An 18,410-nucleotide genomic window follows, 5' to 3' on the forward strand; every position below is an offset into this window, starting at 1 on the left:
TTCTAATTCATTTTCCCAATCTTTTCAAGTTTTTTTTCCACAACTTTGACATTTTTTTCACCAAGTTTTTTTACCAGATGATCCACAAGCGCTCCATCGGCATTCACATTCCGGTTGGAAGGCAGTACCTTTTTTGCCCTCTCCTTCTCCAGATAAATAATCACAGAGTCATTTCCCTCGGATTCTTTTAAGTCATCAAGAATCTCCCGTTCTTTTGACACGTATTCTTCTTTATCCGGGAATTTCAGCCAAAGCTCCTTAGGCAGGTCCGTAAAAGGAGTTACCCGCTCGCAGATCAGTTTTCCTACCGGATCATCGCCGATGGAAACCCTTCCCTGGATAAACACTTTGGATTCTTCTACAAACAGCTCCCGTTTGCTCTCATAATCTTTTGGAAAAACAACGACTTCCACAGAACCTAAAAGATCTTCCAGAGTAATAAATGCCATCATTTTATTGTTTCTTGTAGTTTTTACGGTTTTGGCGGTAATCATACCTCCGATGGTCACATAGGCACCGTCCATGACCTTGGCTGCTTCCGTTTCTTCATCCACAATAAAATCATTGGTAACTGCCGTAATATTATTTCTCCAGGTGGATTCATAGGCTTCCAGCGGATGACCGCTTAAGTAGATGCCAAGCGTCTCTTTTTCAAATGCCAGAATATCCTCTTTTAAAAATTCTCCCACATCCGGAAACGTGACCTGATAACGGCTTTTTTCTTCATCTCCTGCGAAGTCAAACAAGGTCATCTGGCCATCCATAGTACTTTTGCGCTCCTTGTTCCTTTGTTCCAGAAGTTCCGGTGCAATCATCAGTTTTTGCTTTCTCGTGCCGGGAAGAGTGTCAAGGGCTCCTGACTTTATAAAGTTCTCCAGAGTTCTTTTATTGACTTCCTTATTACTCATGCGGTCAATAAAATCCTCCAGATCATGGAATATACCATTCTCTTCCCGTTCTGAAACAATCAGCTCTACCACCGACTTTCCAACGCTTTTAATGGCTGATAAACCGTACCGGATCGCATTGCCTGATACGGAAAAGCCGCTTTCCCCCTCGTTGATATCCGGCGGAAGAATGGATATCCCCATCTGTCTGCAGTTTAGAATGTATTCCGAAACCTTTGAAACATTATCCATAACAGACGTTAATAAGGCTGCCATAAATTCCTGTGGATAGTAATATTTTAAATAGGCCGTCTGGTAGGAAACCACCGCATAGGCCGCCGCATGGGACTTGTTAAACGCATATTTTGCAAAGTCAATCATCTCATCGTAGATGCGGTTGGCGACCTTTTCATCGATTCCGTTGGAAATGCATCCGGCAACGCCTTCCTCCTTGTTTCCATAGACAAAGTTCTGCCGTTCCTTTTCCATGACGTAAGTCTTCTTCTTTGACATGGCTCTGCGGACCAGATCGCTTCGTCCCATAGTATATCCGGCCAGATCCCTTACGATCTGCATTACCTGTTCCTGATACACGATGCATCCGTGGGTAGGCCCTAATATGGGCACCAGCTGGGGACAGTCATAGGTGATGGAGTTCCGGTCATTCTTTCCCTTTAGATATTTGGGAATAAAATCCATGGGACCCGGACGGTAAAGAGAGATTCCGGCAATAATATCTTCCAGGCTCTCCGGCTTTAGCTCCTTCATAAAGCTTTTCATTCCCGAACTTTCCAGCTGGAACACGCCTTCATCCTTACCGGTTCCGATGGAATCCAGGACAGCCTTGTCGTTATAATCAATTTGGTCCATATCAATGGTTATATTCCTGTTTTTCTCTACGCCCTTTACCGCATTCTGAATGACAGTCAGGGTCCGAAGGCCAAGAAAATCCATCTTTAAAAGACCAAGCTCCTCCAGAGTTGTCATGGTGAACTGCGTGGTAATGGTTCCGTCAGAGGCTCTTGATAAAGGAACGTATTCATCCACAGACGTCCGGCTGATCACAACTCCCGCCGCATGCATGGAGGTATGCCTTGGAAGCCCTTCCAGTCTCATGGACATATCAATCAGATACTTTACCTCTGGATCATCGTTGTATGCATTCCGCAGATCAGGGCTTTGTTTTAAGGCCTTTTCAAGGGTCATGCCAAGATCTCCCGGAATCATCTTTGCAATGGCGTCACAGCGCGCATAGGGCATATCAAGAACCCTTCCAACGTCACGGACCACACCTTTTGCCGCAAGGGTACCAAAGGTGACGATCTGCACCACCTGCTCCTTCCCATACTTCTGTACCACATAATCAATGACCTCCTGCCGCCGTTCGAAGCAGAAATCGATATCAATATCGGGCATGGATATACGTTCCGGATTTAAGAAACGCTCAAAAAGGAGATTATAGCGGATGGGATCAATATTGGTAATTCCCAGGCAATAGGAAACAATACTTCCGGCAGCCGATCCCCGTCCCGGACCTACCATAATATCCCTGGACCTTGCATAATGGATAAAATCCCACACAATCAGGAAGTAATCCACATAGCCCATGGAGTGAATAACATCCAGTTCATAATCAAGCCGTTCTTTTAAGGTCCCATCGTCATCCGGATAATGGTTTTCAAACCCTTCCGTACAAAGCTTATTTAAGTAAGTCCAGGAATCATATCCTTCCGGTACGTCATATTTTGGAAGTTTCGTCACTCCAAATTCTATCTCCACATTGCACCGCATGGCAATCTTATGGGTATTCTCTATGGCCTGTCCTGCGTAAGGAAAGAGTTTTTTCATGTCCTCTTCCGATTTACAGTAATACTGCCCTCCCTCATAGCGCATGCGGTTTTCGTCCGTCACCTTTTTTCCTGTCTGTATGCATAAAAGAATATCATGGGGAGCCACATCCTCTGCGTAGGTGTAATGAATGTCATTGGTGGCAACCAATTCAATCCCGGTTTCCTCGCTCATGCGAAGAAGGCCCTGATTTACCGTCTTCTGGGCAGGAATGCCGTGATCCTGTAACTCCAGAAAAAAGTTATTCTTACCGAATATCTCCTGGTAATGAAGAGCTGCTGCCTTTCCCTGCTCATACATGCCACGGCTGATAAACCGCTGCACCTCTCCAGCCAGACATGCACTCAGGGCAATGATACCTTCATGATATTCTTGCAAGACTTCATAATCCACTCGCGGTTTATAATAAAAACCATCCACAAATCCCTTGGAAACGATCTTCATGAGATTCTGATAGCCCTGATTATTCTCCGCCAAAAGAACCAGATGGTAGTACCGGTCTTCTCCGCTTACGTTCTCTCTGTCAAACCTGGAGCCAGAGGTCACGTACACTTCACACCCGATAATGGGCTTCACTTCCGCTTCTCTGGCAGCTCTGTAAAAATCAATCACTCCATACATGACACCATGGTCCGTAATTGCCACGCTGTCCATGCCCAGTTCCTTCACCCTGTGCACCAGCTCCTTGATCTTACTGGAACCATCTAACAGACTATATTCCGTATGGACGTGTAAATGCGTAAATGCCATCTGTCCGTATCTCCTTTTGTTCTCATTTCTTCTATTATAACATAAACAAAGGTGCCCTGAAACACCTTGTGCAAACTTTCCCAGGGGCGCACAAGAGGCGGAGTCTCCATCTATGCCAATGGAAGTCTCCGCCTTATAAATTTCATATTTTTTCAGATTTAATCATTATTGCTTAAATACTTTTCTATCTCGGCAACAGCCTGCTCCTCATCGCTGCCATCAGCAGTGACCGTAATCTGTTCTCCGGCTGCAAGACCGAGAGTCATCATACCCATAATACTTTTGGCATTGACCCTTTTGGATTCGATTTCAACATAAATGTTGCTATCATACTGGCTCGCAACCTGGACCAGCATAGCAACCGGTCTGGCTTCTAAACCTGATGCAAGTTCCACAGTGACTGTTTTTCTTACCATAATTATCCTCCTCATTCCAATGAACAAATCTATTCGATTCTGCTGCTCATGCCTGTCGTTCGCAGCCGGCCTGCCAGATCGCAGAGCTTTCTAAGCCGGTGGTTCACTCCTGATTTTCCTACAGGCGGGTCCAAAGCTTCTCCAAGCTCCTTTAACGTCGCTTCCGGTCTTTCCAGCCTCTCCCTGGCAATCTCGCTTAGGTTTTCCGGAAGTTTATCAAGTCCGATTGTATCTCTGATATATTCTATATCTTCTATCTGCTTAACCGCAGCTGATACCGTTTTATTAATGTTGGCCGTCTCACAGTTGACCTGGCGGTTGACACTGTTACGCATGTCCTTTAAAATCCTGATATTTTCCAGTTCCATCAAGGTGACCGGCGCTTCCATAACATTCAGTATGTCCACAATCTGGCTTCCTTCTTTGATATAAACAACAAAATACCGCTTTCTCTTTACAATCTTTGCTTCAAGGTCAAAGGTCGCAATAATGGATTTTAACTGTTCCGCTTTCTCTTCTGTGGCGCACACGATTTCAAAATGATAGAACTTCTCAGGATCGCTTAAGGAACCCGAAGATAAGAAAGCTCCCCGGATAAACGCCCTTCTGCAGCAGGACTGTTGAATGACTACGTTCTGGACTACATTTAAGTTTTCCCCTACTTCTCCGTTTTCATCAAGAAGTTTCGTCGCATGCAAAACCCGAAGGGCATCTTCATGCTCCCGGATGGTTACCGTATACGTACGGTTTTTATTTAAGTATGCGTTTCTTCTAATAGAAACATCAGTACTTATATTAAATGTTTTTTTCAATAATGTAAAGTACTTTCTTGCAACTGCCACATTTTCCGTATGAATTTTAATCGTATAGCGGTCATCTTCGGATATGATTATTTTTCCGCACAAGCTGATGATTGCGGCCATCTCTGCAATCTGGCAATGCCTTGCCGGGCTGATCTGCCTGGAAAGCTCTTCTTTTAATTTGGAAGAAAATGACATCTCTATCCGATCCTTTTCCGTATATTGTCCTTGTCAATGTCTCTGTGCTCTATCTTAACCCCGAACTCTTCCCTGGATTTTAATCTTTCGTAAACTGCTTTTGTGATGGTCACCGAACGGTGCCTGCCTCCGGTACAGCCAATGGCAATGACCAGCTGGTTTTTCCCCTCCAGCACATAATTGGGAATGAGAAAATCCAGCATATCATAAAGTTTGTCCAGAAACTGGTCAGCGGTACCATGCTGCATCACATAGTCCCGCACGGCTTTCTCTTCTCCGGTCTTATGCCGCAGTTCTTCTACATAGTAGGGATTGGGCAAAAACCGGACATCGAATACCAGATCTGCATCCGATGGGATTCCATATTTAAAACCAAAAGAGAGCAAGGTAATGTACAGATTCCGGTAAGATTCATGATTTACAAAAATCTTTTCCAGTTCCTGCCTGAGTTCTTTGGTGAGAAGCTTGCTGGTGTCAATGATATATTCTGCCTCTTCCTTTAAAAACGCAAGCTTTCCCCGCTCCTTTGCAATTCCGCTGTCGATACGCCCTCCCGCAGCAAGCGGGTGTGCCCTTCTGGTCTCCTTATACCTTTTGATCAGTATTTCGTCTCCGGCATCAAGGAAAAGAATTTCAAAGGGCACCCGTTTTCTTGACCACTCATCAAATATCCGGTTCAAAACAGACAGATCTTCTCCGGTTCGGATATCAATCCCCAAAGCGGCATTGGGCGTGGCATCCGGATTATTAAGGGTCAGTTCTGCAAATTTTTCGATCAGGGGAATGGGGAGATTATCCACACAGTAAAACCCCATATCTTCTAACATCTTTAGCGCCTGTGTCTTTCCTGCGCCTGACATTCCCGTTACGATTACAAGCCTCACTTCGTTCTCCTTTGCACTGTTAAAACTTTCCCAGTGTCTTTACTTCCATCTCCAGTTGTACTCCGGATTTCTTTCGTACCCGTTCCTTTACCTCTTCACATAGCGCGATAATCTCTGCCGCTGTGGCATGATCTTTGTTGATCACAAACCCGCAGTGCTTTTCTGATACCTGGGCGCCTCCTAAAGAAAAACCTCTTAAACCGGCATCTTCAATTAATTTTCCGGCAAAATAACCTTCCGGCCTTTTAAAGGTACTTCCTGCACTTGGATATTCCAGAGGCTGTTTTTCTTTTCTTCTGCATGCAAGTTCATCCATCCGGCTTTTTATGGAGACCTCATCCCCTTCTTTTAACCGGATATCGGCTTCCAGTACCACATATTGGTTTGGAATAATGCAGCTGGTCCGGTATCCCAAAGAAAGTTCTTTTACAGGAATCTCTTTTTCTTCCCCTTCCGGAGTCAGAACCCGTACAGAACGCAAGACTTCCTTCATCTCCGAGCCATATGCACCGGCGTTCATCACCACTGCACCGCCAAGAGTGCCTGGTATGCCGGCTGCGAATTCAAAGCCGGTCAATGAAGCCTTATAAGCTTCCTGTGCGATCCGGGCTAAGGATAATCCGGCCGACGCCTTAATGATCCCCCGCTCCCGGTCCACTTCACAGCGGTTAAAGCCGTCCATGGAAATCACAACTCCGTCAAAACCTTCATCCCCGACCAGAAGGTTGCTTCCGTTTCCGAGTATGAAATAAGGCACCTCTTCCTTCCGGCAAAGGAGCAGCACCGCTGCAAGTTCCTTTTCATCTGCCGGAGTGACAAAGCAGGCGGCAGGTCCGCCTACCTTAAATGAGGTATGCTTGCGCATCTCTTCCCCCACCTTTATATGGTTTTCATCGGCTGCACCAAGAAGTTTTTTATAAATATCAGTCATCAGACACCTCAATCATCCTGTTTTCTTGACAGGTTTGCCTGGACGCGGTTGTATAATTCCTGAGCCGCGTTGTACCCCATCTTCTTTTGTCTGTAATTGACAGCCGCGGATTCAACGATAATGGCCAGATTACGTCCGGGACGTACCGGAATGGAATGACATACGACCCGGTTGCCTAAAAATTCTGTATACTGGTCCTCGATCCCCAGTCTGTCATATTCTTTATCCTTATCCCAGTCCTCTAATTTGATTACCATATCAATGGCCTGGGTATCTTTTACACTTTCCACACCGAACAGGGTCTTCACATCAATGATGCCGATTCCCCGAAGTTCGATAAAATGCTTGGTGATTTCCGGAGCACTTCCGATGAGCGTCGCATCGCTCACCTTGCGGATCTCCACCACATCATCCGTTACCAGACGGTGGCCTCTCTTAATCAGTTCAAGTGCTGCTTCACTTTTTCCAATTCCGCTCTCTCCCATGATCAGCACGCCTTCACCGAATACGTCCACCAAAACTCCGTGGATGCTGATGCAGGGAGCCAGTTTTACTTTCAGCCAACGGATGACCTCTGCCATTAAGTCTGAAGTAGTTTTATCCGACACCAGACAGGGAACGTTATAATGGTTGCAGAGTGCAAGTATATCCTGATCGGGCACCTGACTGCGGCTGTATACCAGACAGGGAATCTGACATGCCAGAAGCTTTTCGTACATCTCAAGCTTTCTCTCCTGACTCATCTGATTAATATATTCCTGCTCCACATAACCGATGATCTGCACACGTTCATTATCAAAATGATCAAAAAATCCGGCCAACTGCAGCGCCGGACGATTGACATCCGGATGACTTAGCACGATTTTTTCTGCATCAATCTCCGGAGTCATATTCCGAAGACTCATCTTTTCAATCAAATCTGTAATCGCTACTCCATGCATGGCGATACGCTCCTTTTTCCATCTGTTTTTTTCATACTAACACAGATTCCGTATTTTGAAAAGCTATAATGGTCAATGAAAGAAATCATAGACATTCTTTGCGGACCTGGCATTCATTCCGGGCACCTTTTCCAGGGTTTCCACGGTAGCTTCTTTTATGGCTTCTATTCCCTTAAATTCACGCATCAGTGCTTTCCTCCGGTTCGGCCCGATACCAGGAATATCATCAAGAATGGATCTTACCTGGCCTTTGCTCCTTAAGCTTCTGTGGTATTCAATGGCAAACCGGTGTGCTTCATCCTGAATTCTGGTGATCAGCTTAAATCCTTCGGAATGCCTGTCGATGGGAATCTCCACATTGTTATAATAAAGCCCCCTGGTCCGGTGGTTATCGTCCTTGACCATGCCGCAGACTGGAATGGAAAGTCCCAGATCCCGGATTACAGCCAGAGCAATGTTTACCTGGCCCCGTCCGCCATCCATCATGATCAGATCGGGAAAACGGGTGAAGCTGCCAAACTCTTCATCCACTCCCTTTTCCCTTAATTCTTCCGCTTCTTTTAATCCATGGGAAAATCTACGGGTCAGAACTTCATTCATGGAAGCATAATCATTGGCTCCCTTGACCCATTTAATCTTAAATTTCCGGTAATCGTTCCGTTTTGGTTTTCCATTTTCATAGACAATCATGGATCCTACTGACTCAAAACCGCTTATGTTGGATATATCAAAGGCTTCGATCCGTTTCACGTCCGTAAGGCCAAGCCAGCTGCCAACTTCATTCATGGCACCGATGGTACGGAGTTCTTCCCGCTTGATCTTTTCCTTATCCTGTGATAAGACAAGGGCAGCGTTTTTTTCCGCCAGTTCTACCAGACGCTCTTTCTGGCCTTTTTGGGGAACCACAAGTTTTACCTTCTGGCCCCGTTTGGCGGAAAGCCACTCTCCGATCACGGCTTCCTCCTCAAGCTCCAGCTGTGTCCACAGCTCCCTTGGAATAAAGGGAGTGCCTGCATAGAACTGTTTGACAAAACTGGTAAGTATCTGCCGGTTGTCATCAGCAGCCCCGATGTTCACATGGAAATGCTCCCGGCCGATGAGCCTTCCCTCCCGGACAAAGAATACCTGAACCACAGCATCTTTTTCGTCCTTTGCCATGGCTATGATATCCCGGTCTTCCATTCCGCTGTCCGTAATCTTCTGCTTTTGGGCGATCTGCTTCACACTGTTTAGCAGATCCCGGTATTCAATGGCTTTTTCATAATCCATGGCTTCCGAAGCTGCCTGCATCTTCTCTTCCAGAAGGCGTATCACAGGAGTGTATTTCCCACCGAGAAATTCAAGTGCCTGGTTAATGGAATTCCAATATTCCTCTTTGCTTATATATCCCTGACAAGGGGCCGAGCACTGCTTGATATGGTAGTATAAGCAGGGACGCTCTTTTCCGATATCCTTTGGCAGATTCCGGTTGCAGGTACGGATCTGATAAAGCTTATGAATCAGTTCTATAGTATCTTTCACTGCGCCTGCACTTGTGTAAGGTCCAAAATATTTGCTTTTATCTTTCTTCATTTCTCTGGAAAATAAAATCCTTGGATAATCCTCATATACCGTCACTTTGATATAGGGATAGGTCTTATCATCCTTTAGCATGGTGTTATAGCGGGGCCGGTGTTCCTTGATCAGATTGCATTCCAGCACAAGGGCTTCTAATTCCGAGTCTGTTATAATGTATTCAAACCGGGCGATTCTCGATACCATCTGTTCGATTTTTGCCGTCTTGTTTCTGCTGCTCTGAAAATACTGCCTGACCCTGTTTTTCAAGCTGATTGCTTTCCCTACATAGATAATTTCGTCCCGCTTGTCGTGCATAATATACACGCCAGGCTGGGACGGCAGTTTTTTTAACTCTTCTTCTATATTAAATTCGATGTGGTCCGTCAAATTCACCTTAATCTTGCTCCATCGTATTTATTCTGCAGTTCCAGATATCGTTCCACTGCGTAATATTTCTCTTCCGGTTCTAAATCCGCTCTTCCGATTTCCATAATCTCGCAAATGGCGGAAAGCTCCTCCGGAGAAAAATCTTCTTTTCTCTGGCGAAGGATCTCTAACTTCTCATGATACGTCCTCGCATCAAGAAATGCAAGAAGATTTTTATTGGATCCTGTATTTTCATCTTCCATTACCGGCAGCATCGGCTCTTTCTGCTGCACAGCACCGGCAGCCATACTCACCTTTTCAAACCGGTACTTTTGCTTCACCTCCGGATATTTTTCATGGTCCACTTCACTGACAAACATGTCAAGAGGGCGGACGTAGATTCCAAAGGTTCCATAAAGTGCCTGGTAGACCACCATCTCTTCTCTGGTCTCCGAATGAACGGCAACAGCGATTACCTGATACAGCCTGTCTTTAAAATGCCTGTAAAAATCTCCTGGTCTGGGCGTTCTGTCCATCGCTTCCCTCACTTCCTAATTTCCAAAACTTCCTGTAGTAATAATTACTACTTCGGGTTTTTTTCTTGCTTTTTTATTTTTATCTTCCAATACGGTTTCTTCTACTGCGATTTTTCCTTCCAGACTCTTATCTGCTTCTGTACCGCGGCTGACGGAACTTGACTCTGTTTTTGCAGCACCGGTCTCTTCTGTGCTGGCCGCAGCCTTCTCAGACTGCCTTTTGCGGACAATCTCTTTTTCTTCCTTTTTCCCTTCTTCTTCGCTCAAAAGCCCTTCCCATGTATAACGGTTTGATGCACTCCAAAGAATCCACTCATCATATCCGGCATCATAGACTGCCTGTATCTGTGCGCGGACCTCATTCGGACCGTATGAAATGTGGTTTTTAAGATAAGAAGCGGTAAAATCCTGAAGCCATGGACGAACAATGGCCTGCTTTTGGCCGTTCTTTCCGCCCTCAGACAAGTCCTTCTTTGACAGTTCAAGAGCCGCTAAAATGGTACGGTACGGTTCCGTATCCGGATGGTCAATGCCAAAGTTTCCGTCTCCATAATGAGATGGATAAATCATAGGACATATATAATCCAGATGCTGTGCCATATCATGATAGACTTGTCCCACCGCCTCCGCATCGACCCTGCTGCCAATAATAGTGCCGAATACATCGGCAGATACAAAAATATCCTGACTGGAAAGTTTCTCATAAGCATACTCGATAAATTCTGTAATAATATCTGTTTTGGACCTGCCTCTGGTATCTGATTCATCAAACGCCACCTGTTTCATGGAACTGTCCGTGGCGAACCGGATGTAATCAAACTGAACTTCATCAAAGCCTGCTCTGGAAGCCTCAGTACCTACCTCCACCAGATAATCCCATACTTCCTGACGGTAAGGATTTACCCAGGCCAGCCCTTTATTGTCCCTGTGGAGACTTCCGTCCTTGTTCTTTAAGCTCCATTCCGGCTTTTTTTCCGCCAGATAAGGATCACGGAAAGCCACCACCCGGGCAATGGTATAAAGCCCCCTCTTTTTTAATTCCGCCATGAGAGCATCTATATCCTTTATATACCGTTCTTCTGCACCGATCTCACTGACCGTAGGGGCACCATCCATGGCAAAGGTGATTTTTCCGTCATCGTTTTTCACATCAATGACAACTGTATTGATCTCCGTTCCTTCAATTTCATCAAGAATTGACTGAAACCCCTGAGAACCTGCCATATAACCAGAAATATAGATTCCCTTTACCTTCACTGGTTTTTTTTCCGGTTCGGCGGAAACTGCCACAGTACTTTCTTCTGTTTCTTCTGACGAACGGTCTGTCTCCTCAAAGTCGGAAACCTTTTTGTATCTGCTGCATCCGGATGCCATTAACGAGCAAACAATTACTGCCAAAAGCCATCTTTTCATAATACTTTGTTCACTTTCTCTATGGTTTTAGGTGTTGTATTGTAATAATTATTTAACATTTTACCACAATTTGTAAAATTTTCCAAATAAAAATTATATGTACCGGATGCAGCTTTATTTTAATAGCCTCTTATTTCATATACAATGTACTCATAATCAAAGGTATAACCAAGCTTTTCAGATAGTGCCACGGATTCCTTATTCTGGGCATCCCAGCTTGGATACAGCCCTCTGTTCAAACATTCCAGAATCAGCTTCGCGCCACAGGCAAGAGCCGCTCCACGGCGTCTGAAATCGGCTCTCGTATCGATCTCAATCTCTATTCCCTCATTGTATACAGAATACGAAGACGCGCCGGAAATCACCTGGCCATCCACCAAAGCAGCAACGCCAAGTCCCCGTTTTTTATAATCTTCATATCCGTCAAACTGGGAACATAGATCTCTGGACCACGGCTCCGCCATGATCTGCTCATAGAGTTCCTGATCAATCATGCGCAGAGAGAACGGTGCCGGAAGCCTCTTTATGATTGTTTCCAAATGCTCCCGGTCAAAACCATTGGGATTTTTCTTAATGGCATAGCGGGTTGCCTTTTTTGCATGAGACTGCCAGACTTCTTCAATTGCAGATGCCCAATTGGTATCTCTGGGTACCATAATGATAAAGTCAGATTCCCGTCCTGACGGTTTATTGCAAATCAGCGCTTTGTCAGGCTTTCCAGAGAAAAAGCTGAAATCTCCTATAACCACCTGAGCGGACTGAGGAGATATTCCGTCATCCGCATAGGCCCTTCCCATGATTCCCTGGAGGCAGGACCAGATCATGGTTTCTTCCCAGCCGGAAAACAAAGGCTCTAAAATGGATTTATCACTTATTTCTACAATGCTCAAGTTTGCATATCTCCTTTTTCCTGTACACGCTTCCGGCAGAAGCAGGAACGTTCATGATCGTTTACAACGCCTACTGCCTGGAGATAAGAATACAGGGTGACAGAACCTACAAAGGCCATACCTCTCTTTTTTAAATCTTTGGAAAGCCGGTCCGACAGTTCGGTTTTAACCGGGAAATTATCATCCTGATTCAGGATAATTTCTCCGTTCGTAAACCCCCATAAATAATTTGAAAAAGATCCGAATTCCTTTTGAATCTGTAAGAAAATCCTGGCATTCTTTACAGCGGCTTCGATTTTCTTCCGGTTTCTTATCAGACCTGGATTTTGCATCAGCTCTTTAATTTTGTCTTCCCCGTAGGAAGCTGTTTTTTCTGCATCGAAACCATCAAAGGCTTTGCGGAATTCCTCTCTTTTTCTTAATACGGTGATCCAGGAAAGACCTGCCTGAAACGTTTCCAAAAGAAGCATTTCATATAGCTTCTTATCATCATGAACCGGCACGCCCCACTCTTCATCATGGTATTTTACGTAGACCGGTGATTTTTCATCTACCCAGATACAGCGTTTTTTCTCCATTACCTGGCAAGTACCTCCGGTCCCTCTTCCGTGATTACAATGGTATACTCCCACTGGGCAGACAGACTTCCGTCTTTTGTGTAAATCGTCCAGCCATCTTTGCTGTCCTGTACCACATCTGCTTTTCCGGCATTGACCATAGGCTCAATGGTAAATACCATGCCGGGTACTAAAAGCATATCGGTTCCTCTTGTACCGATATGGCTCACCCATGGCTCCTCATGAAATTCCAGGCCCACTCCATGTCCTCCAATTTCCCGTACAACGGTATATCCGTTGGCATAGACATATTCAGAGATCACAGCACCGATATCTCCCAGATGTCCCCAGGCCCGTGCTTCTTTGAGAGCTAAATCCACGCTCTCTTTTGTCACGCGGACCAGTCTTTTGGCTTCTTCGGATACATTTCCGATACAGTACATTCTGGAGGCGTCTGCATAGTAGCCATTATAAATAGTGGTTGCATCCACATTGATGATATCACCGTCTTTTAAGATCCGGTCCGGGGTCGGGATTCCGTGGCATACAACTTCATTGATGGAAGTACATACGCTCTTTGGGTATCCTTCAAAATTCAGGGTCGCCGGAATTCCTCCCAGACGAATGGTATTTTCATGAACAAGCGTATTGATATCCTCTGTACTGATTCCTGCCTTTATATGTTCTCCTACGATATCAAGGATCTGATTGTTGACAATGCCGGCCTGACGGATTCCTTCGATCTGAGCCGGTGTTTTTATCATATTGTGCTCCGGGACTTCATCTCCCATAATTTCATAATTCTCAATTCTTTGGTCAAACGCCAGATGGCAATTCTTATATTTCTTACCGCTGCCACACCAGCATGCATCGTTTCTACCTGTTTTAAGCATTTGATACCTCCTTCTTACTACACCGTTTTATCATTTTTATGCCCGAATGTAAAGCATTTCATTCAAATAAAGAATCCGGAAAAATCCCATGGCAATTCCATTTTTTATATGATACAATTTATGGGTATTACGGTCAAAGAGTTCAGGAAAGCGAAAAAAGCACACGCAATGGAGGTACAAATGAAATTTGGATTTGATAACAACAAGTATTTAAACATGCAGTCAGAGCATATCAAGGAGCGGATCAGCCAATTCGGAGAAAAGCTTTATCTGGAATTCGGAGGCAAACTTTTTGATGATTACCACGCTTCCAGAGTGCTCCCGGGATTTGAGCCTGACAGCAAACTCCGCATGCTGATGCAGCTTTCTGACCAGGCGGAAATCGTGATTGCCATTAATGCAGCCGATATCGAAAAGAACAAGATCCGTCATGACCTTGGCATTACTTATGATGCAGATGTATTCCGCCTCATAAAATCCTTTACGGACAAAGGACTTTATGTAGGCAGCGTTGTAATTACCCAGTATTCCGGTCAGAAATCTGCCGATGTTTTTAAAACCAAGCTGGAATCCATGGGTATCCGTGTATACCGTCACTACATCATCGACGGGTATCCGGGCAATATCCCTTTTATTGTCAGCGATGAGGGATACGGCAGAAACGATTATATAGAAACAGTCAAACCGCTTGTAATTATTACAGCTCCCGGACCGGGAAGCGGAAAGATGGCTACCTGTCTTTCCCAGCTCTATCATGAGAACAAGCGGGGCACCAAAGCCGGATATGCGAAATTTGAAACCTTTCCGGTCTGGAACCTTCCCTTAAAGCATCCGGTAAACTTAGCTTACGAGGCCGCCACTGCAGACTTAAACGATGTCAACATGATCGACCCCTTCCATCTGGAAGCCTATGGAAATACTGCAGTTAATTACAACCGGGACGTGGAAGTCTTTCCTGTGCTCAGTGCCATCTTTGAAGAGATCTATGGAGAGTGCCCTTACAAATCTCCTACCGATATGGGAGTAAATATGGCCGGCTTTTGCATCATAGACGATGAAGCCTGCAAGGAAGCCTCCAGTCAGGAAATCTTAAGACGGTACTATCAGGCACTGTTAAGGCTTGCAAAGGATATGGGAAGCAAGGAGGAGGTTTATAAAATCGAACTTCTCTTAAAACAGGCCAAAATCACCACAGACAGGCGGAAGGTCGTGAATGCCGCCAATGCTCTGGCCAGGGAAAAAGCCTCTCCCTGCGCTGCTCTCGAGCTGGAAGACGGCACCGTTATTACAGGAAAGACCACCAATTTACTGGGAGCCTCCGCTGCACTTTTGCTGAATGCAGTCAAAGTGCTTGGGCAAATTCCTCATGATGTTCATCTGATCGCTCCGTCTGCCATTGAACCTATTCAGAAATTAAAGACCAGGTACCTTGGAAGCAAAAATCCAAGACTTCATACCGATGAAGTTTTAATCGCATTGTCTGCCTGTGCAGCCACTGACCCAAATGCTCAGACCGCACTGGAACAGCTTCCCAGATTGAAGGGATGTGAAGCACACACATCCGTAATCCTTTCGGATGTGGATATGAATATCTTTAAAAAGCTGGGGGTAAACCTGACCTGTGAACCATTATACGAGGAAAAGAAGATCTACCACTAAGTAAGGGCTTTGGCATAATGATTCTGCCAGAAAAGTTTCTTTATAAGTCATATGGCTCACGTGAAAATGCGCCTTGACGCAGGCTTTTACAGCCTGTATCAAGACGCATCTTTATTAAGAATATTCTGGACAATCCCTTAATTTGCTACACGGTTCACCTGTTGTTCAACCATGTTCTTCACTCCGGTCCGGTCTACCAGAAGAGCCGCCGCAAGTTCCCCATAGAGAAGTTCCTGTGCCATGTTATAATAAAAATCGTCCTTTGCCGTACTTTTCTTTCCTTCTGCCAAACGTTTCTGTTTTTTCAAATATAGTGTCTTAATGATCTGCATCCAGCCGGAACATTCATTTCTCTGCATGATCTCTTTGTATTTTCCTTCTCTTTGCCTGTCATCAAGCACCCATATGGTCTCAATTTCTGGAATCCGGTCAATGAGTTTTAAGGCTTCCTCTCTGGTAAAGACCGCTCTCATCTGGGCCTTCTTATTGTCTACGGGTGTATAAACCGCGCTTTGCTGCTCTTCATAAAGCGGCTTTAACGTATAATAGAGCCGATCCTCATCCGCTGCTGACATGGCAAGGCATCCAATATCCTTCACTTTACAGATTCCATGGGTACCGAACATAACCAGATCATTTACCTGAAACATAACATATTCCTCCTGACTGAATAACACACAAAGATACCAAAGTTACAACTACTCTTACTTAATTGTAACACTTTGAACCATGTTTTGTTAGTACTATTTTGACTTTTCGTTATTTTCGTGAAATTTCACCAGTACAGTGTCGGGTATTATTTGTGCAAATTCATTATAATTCCCACAAAAACGCCCCAAATAGTCAGACATATTTAAAATGTCAGATATTTGGGGCATTTGATGCTATGATTCTTTTTCCGCTGCCAGCTTCACGGCCGCACTAGCACCTACACGGCTGCAGCCAGCCTCAAGATACGCTCTTAAATCTTCCAGAGTCCTGATTCCTCCGGCTGCCTTGATTTTTACCTCCGGGCCGATATTTTTTTTGAACAGCTCTATATCCGAAAGAACGGCTCCTGCAGTACCAAAGCCGGTCGAGGTCTTAATATAATCCGCTTTTGCGGCAGTTACTGCCCGGCACATGGCAATCTTCTCTGCCTCGGTTAAGTAGCAGGTCTCAATGATGACCTTTAAGATCTTGTCACCAACCGCCTGCTTCAGCTGCCTGATCTCTTCCTCCACTTTTCCGTAGTCCCCGTTTTTCACATCACCTAAATTTATTACCATATCCACTTCCGAAGCTCCGTCCAATACCGCGTTCCTGGCTTCCAGAACCTTTGCTTCGGTTACGCTGTAGCCAAGAGGGAAACCAACTACCGTACAGATGGTAAGAGTCGGGAATTCTTCATGCACTCTGCGGATATAACTGGGAGGAATGCAGACAGAAGCTGTCTGATATTCCACGGCTTCCTCACAAAGGGTCTTGATCTCCGTCCATGATGCTGCTGCCTTTAATACCGTATGATCTACGTAATGTAACATATCTAAATCTGTCATTGGTTATCATTCCTTTCTGTTATATCAGGCGTTCAATGCCCTGCTTTGTAACTCTGGCATAAATAAGAGGCATTTTTTCAGGCCGGTCTGCATGGATTTCAACCGCCCGTATAAGTTCTTTTTCCGATGCCGCAAACAATTCTTCCTCTGATGCATAAAGAACCGCAATGACATCTCCCTTCTGAACCTGATCTCCCACTTTTTTGCAGAGGACAATTCCGGCTGTATGATCAATAAGACTGTCCTTGGTGAGCCTTCCTGCCCCTAAAAGGGAGGACGCAATTCCGCACAGTTCTGTGTTCATATGGGTGATATAACCGCTTTTTTCGGCTATCACCTCTTTATGGAACGGTGCTTTTTTAAAGAGAGAGGTATCCTTAATAACAGAGGTATCTCCTCCCTGGGCCTCTACCATGGCGATCAGGCGGCTCAGCGCGCTGCCATCCTCTATGGCCTTTTCTGCAAGCGCTCTGCATTCTGTCAAGCTGCCCTTTCCTGCCAGAAAAAGCATTCCGGCAGCAAGCTGCAGGCAGACCTCGGTTAAATCCTCTGGTCCTCTCCCTTTCAGCGTCTCCACCGCCTCTATGACCTCTAAGCTGTTGCCGATCCGGTTGCCCAACGGAATGTCCATATTGGTGATCAGAGCCATGGTCTTTTTGCCTTCCTGTTCCCCGATGGCGACCATCTTTTCCGCCAGTGTAACGGAATTTTCAAGGGTTTTCATAAATGCTCCGCTTCCGGTCTTTACATCAAGCAGTATACAGTCACTTCCTGCTGCCAGCTTCTTGCTCATGATAGATGCGGCAATCAGGGGAATGCTGTCCACCGTTGCCGTCACATCCCGGAGCGCGTAAAGCTTTTTATCCGCCGGAGCCAGATTGCCGGATTGACCGATCACGGAAAGTCCTGCGGTATTCACCACCCGAAAGAATTCTTTTTCCGACAGTGTGGTCTTCATGCCGGGAATGGATTCCATCTTGTCCACAGTCCCTCCGGTATGGCCTAAGCCGCGTCCTGACATCTTTGCTACCTTGACACCGCAGGCCGCCACAATAGGCGCTACCACAAGGGTGGTCTTGTCACCCACACCTCCGGTGGAATGTTTATCTGCTTTTATTCCTTCAATAGGTGATAAATCCACCATATCCCCGGAATGGGCCACTTCATTGGTGAGAATGGCGGTTTCCCTGTCGTCCATTCCCTGAAAGTAAATTGCCATCAGCATGGCTGACATCTGGTAATCGGGAATCTCCCCCTTTACATAGCCAGACACCATAAAACGGATTTCCTCCTCACTCAGAGTCTCTCCATTCCGCTTTTTTGCAATAATATCATACATCCTCATG

16 protein-coding genes are annotated in these 18,410 nt (G+C 45.4%); 1 reads left to right on the top strand and 15 read right to left on the bottom strand.

The annotated features are described in order from the left end of the window. Positions 1–2: 2 nt before the first annotated feature. From ACLTWA_RS05900 to ACLTWA_RS05955, 12 genes are all read right to left on the bottom strand, one after another. On the bottom strand, positions 3–3,485 hold the full coding sequence (locus ACLTWA_RS05900; protein ID WP_412326655.1) for a DNA polymerase III subunit alpha: 3,483 nt from the start codon (positions 3,483–3,485) through the stop codon (positions 3–5). A 158-nt stretch (positions 3,486–3,643) separates the two neighbouring features. Beyond that, positions 3,644–3,901: an HPr family phosphocarrier protein gene (locus tag ACLTWA_RS05905; protein WP_412326656.1), complete on the bottom strand. Its 258-nt coding sequence runs from the start codon at positions 3,899–3,901 to the stop codon at positions 3,644–3,646. Between the two features lie 29 nt (positions 3,902–3,930). Then, positions 3,931–4,899, bottom strand: coding sequence for a DNA-binding protein WhiA (gene whiA, locus ACLTWA_RS05910; RefSeq protein WP_412326657.1), 969 nt, complete (start codon positions 4,897–4,899; stop codon positions 3,931–3,933). Positions 4,900–4,901: 2 nt separating this feature from the next. Then, positions 4,902–5,783, bottom strand: coding sequence for an RNase adapter RapZ (gene rapZ / locus ACLTWA_RS05915; protein ID WP_412326658.1), 882 nt, complete (start codon positions 5,781–5,783; stop codon positions 4,902–4,904). A 19-nt stretch (positions 5,784–5,802) separates the two neighbouring features. Beyond that, entirely contained in the window at positions 5,803–6,714 is a 912-nt protein-coding gene (gene murB, locus ACLTWA_RS05920) for a UDP-N-acetylmuramate dehydrogenase (RefSeq protein WP_412326659.1), read from the bottom strand. Between the two features lie 8 nt (positions 6,715–6,722). Further along, on the bottom strand, positions 6,723–7,655 hold the full coding sequence (gene hprK, locus ACLTWA_RS05925; RefSeq protein ID WP_412326660.1) for an HPr(Ser) kinase/phosphatase: 933 nt from the start codon (positions 7,653–7,655) through the stop codon (positions 6,723–6,725). Positions 7,656–7,727: 72 nt separating this feature from the next. Further along, positions 7,728–9,605 (bottom strand): excinuclease ABC subunit UvrC, encoded by a 1,878-nt coding sequence (gene uvrC, locus ACLTWA_RS05930; protein WP_412326661.1) that lies wholly within the window; start codon positions 9,603–9,605, stop codon positions 7,728–7,730. Beyond that, the gene (locus ACLTWA_RS05935) at positions 9,602–10,114 is read right to left on the bottom strand and encodes a DUF1653 domain-containing protein (protein WP_412326662.1); all 513 of its coding nucleotides are present in this window, start codon (positions 10,112–10,114) and stop codon (positions 9,602–9,604) included. The genes uvrC and ACLTWA_RS05935 overlap by 4 nt, the downstream gene beginning before the upstream one ends. 15 nt (positions 10,115–10,129) lie before the next feature. After that, positions 10,130–11,527: a putative glycoside hydrolase gene (locus ACLTWA_RS05940; protein WP_412326663.1), complete on the bottom strand. Its 1,398-nt coding sequence runs from the start codon at positions 11,525–11,527 to the stop codon at positions 10,130–10,132. 119 nt (positions 11,528–11,646) lie between these two features. Beyond that, positions 11,647–12,417, bottom strand: a complete 771-nt coding sequence (locus ACLTWA_RS05945) for a GNAT family N-acetyltransferase (RefSeq protein ID WP_412326664.1) — start codon at positions 12,415–12,417, stop codon at positions 11,647–11,649. Further along, positions 12,414–12,995: a DNA-3-methyladenine glycosylase I gene (locus tag ACLTWA_RS05950; RefSeq protein WP_412326665.1), complete on the bottom strand. Its 582-nt coding sequence runs from the start codon at positions 12,993–12,995 to the stop codon at positions 12,414–12,416. The genes ACLTWA_RS05945 and ACLTWA_RS05950 overlap by 4 nt, the downstream gene beginning before the upstream one ends. After that, positions 12,995–13,867 (bottom strand): methionyl aminopeptidase, encoded by an 873-nt coding sequence (locus ACLTWA_RS05955; protein WP_412326666.1) that lies wholly within the window; start codon positions 13,865–13,867, stop codon positions 12,995–12,997. The genes ACLTWA_RS05950 and ACLTWA_RS05955 overlap by 1 nt, the downstream gene beginning before the upstream one ends. 180 nt (positions 13,868–14,047) lie before the next feature. On the opposite strand from ACLTWA_RS05955, the gene ACLTWA_RS05960 reads away from it, so the two are divergent. Then, the gene (locus tag ACLTWA_RS05960) at positions 14,048–15,526 is read left to right on the top strand and encodes a DUF1846 domain-containing protein (RefSeq protein WP_412326667.1); all 1,479 of its coding nucleotides are present in this window, start codon (positions 14,048–14,050) and stop codon (positions 15,524–15,526) included. Between the two features lie 137 nt (positions 15,527–15,663). On the opposite strand, the gene ACLTWA_RS05965 is transcribed toward ACLTWA_RS05960, so the two are convergent. From ACLTWA_RS05965 to ACLTWA_RS05975, 3 genes are all read right to left on the bottom strand, one after another. After that, positions 15,664–16,176 carry a CarD family transcriptional regulator gene (locus ACLTWA_RS05965; RefSeq protein ID WP_412326668.1) on the bottom strand — a complete coding sequence of 171 codons (513 nt, stop codon included), beginning with the start codon at positions 16,174–16,176 and terminating at the stop codon, positions 15,664–15,666. Positions 16,177–16,410: 234 nt separating this feature from the next. After that, a complete protein-coding gene (gene deoC / locus ACLTWA_RS05970; RefSeq protein WP_412326670.1) occupies positions 16,411–17,064 on the bottom strand; it encodes a deoxyribose-phosphate aldolase in 654 nt (217 codons plus the stop codon). Positions 17,065–17,083: 19 nt separating this feature from the next. Next, positions 17,084–18,409: a pyrimidine-nucleoside phosphorylase gene (locus tag ACLTWA_RS05975; RefSeq protein WP_412326671.1), complete on the bottom strand. Its 1,326-nt coding sequence runs from the start codon at positions 18,407–18,409 to the stop codon at positions 17,084–17,086. Position 18,410: the final 1 nt, after the last annotated feature.

It is taken from the genome of Lacrimispora sp., assembly GCF_046972725.1.
Classification (GTDB): Bacteria; Bacillota; Clostridia; order Lachnospirales; family Lachnospiraceae; genus Lacrimispora.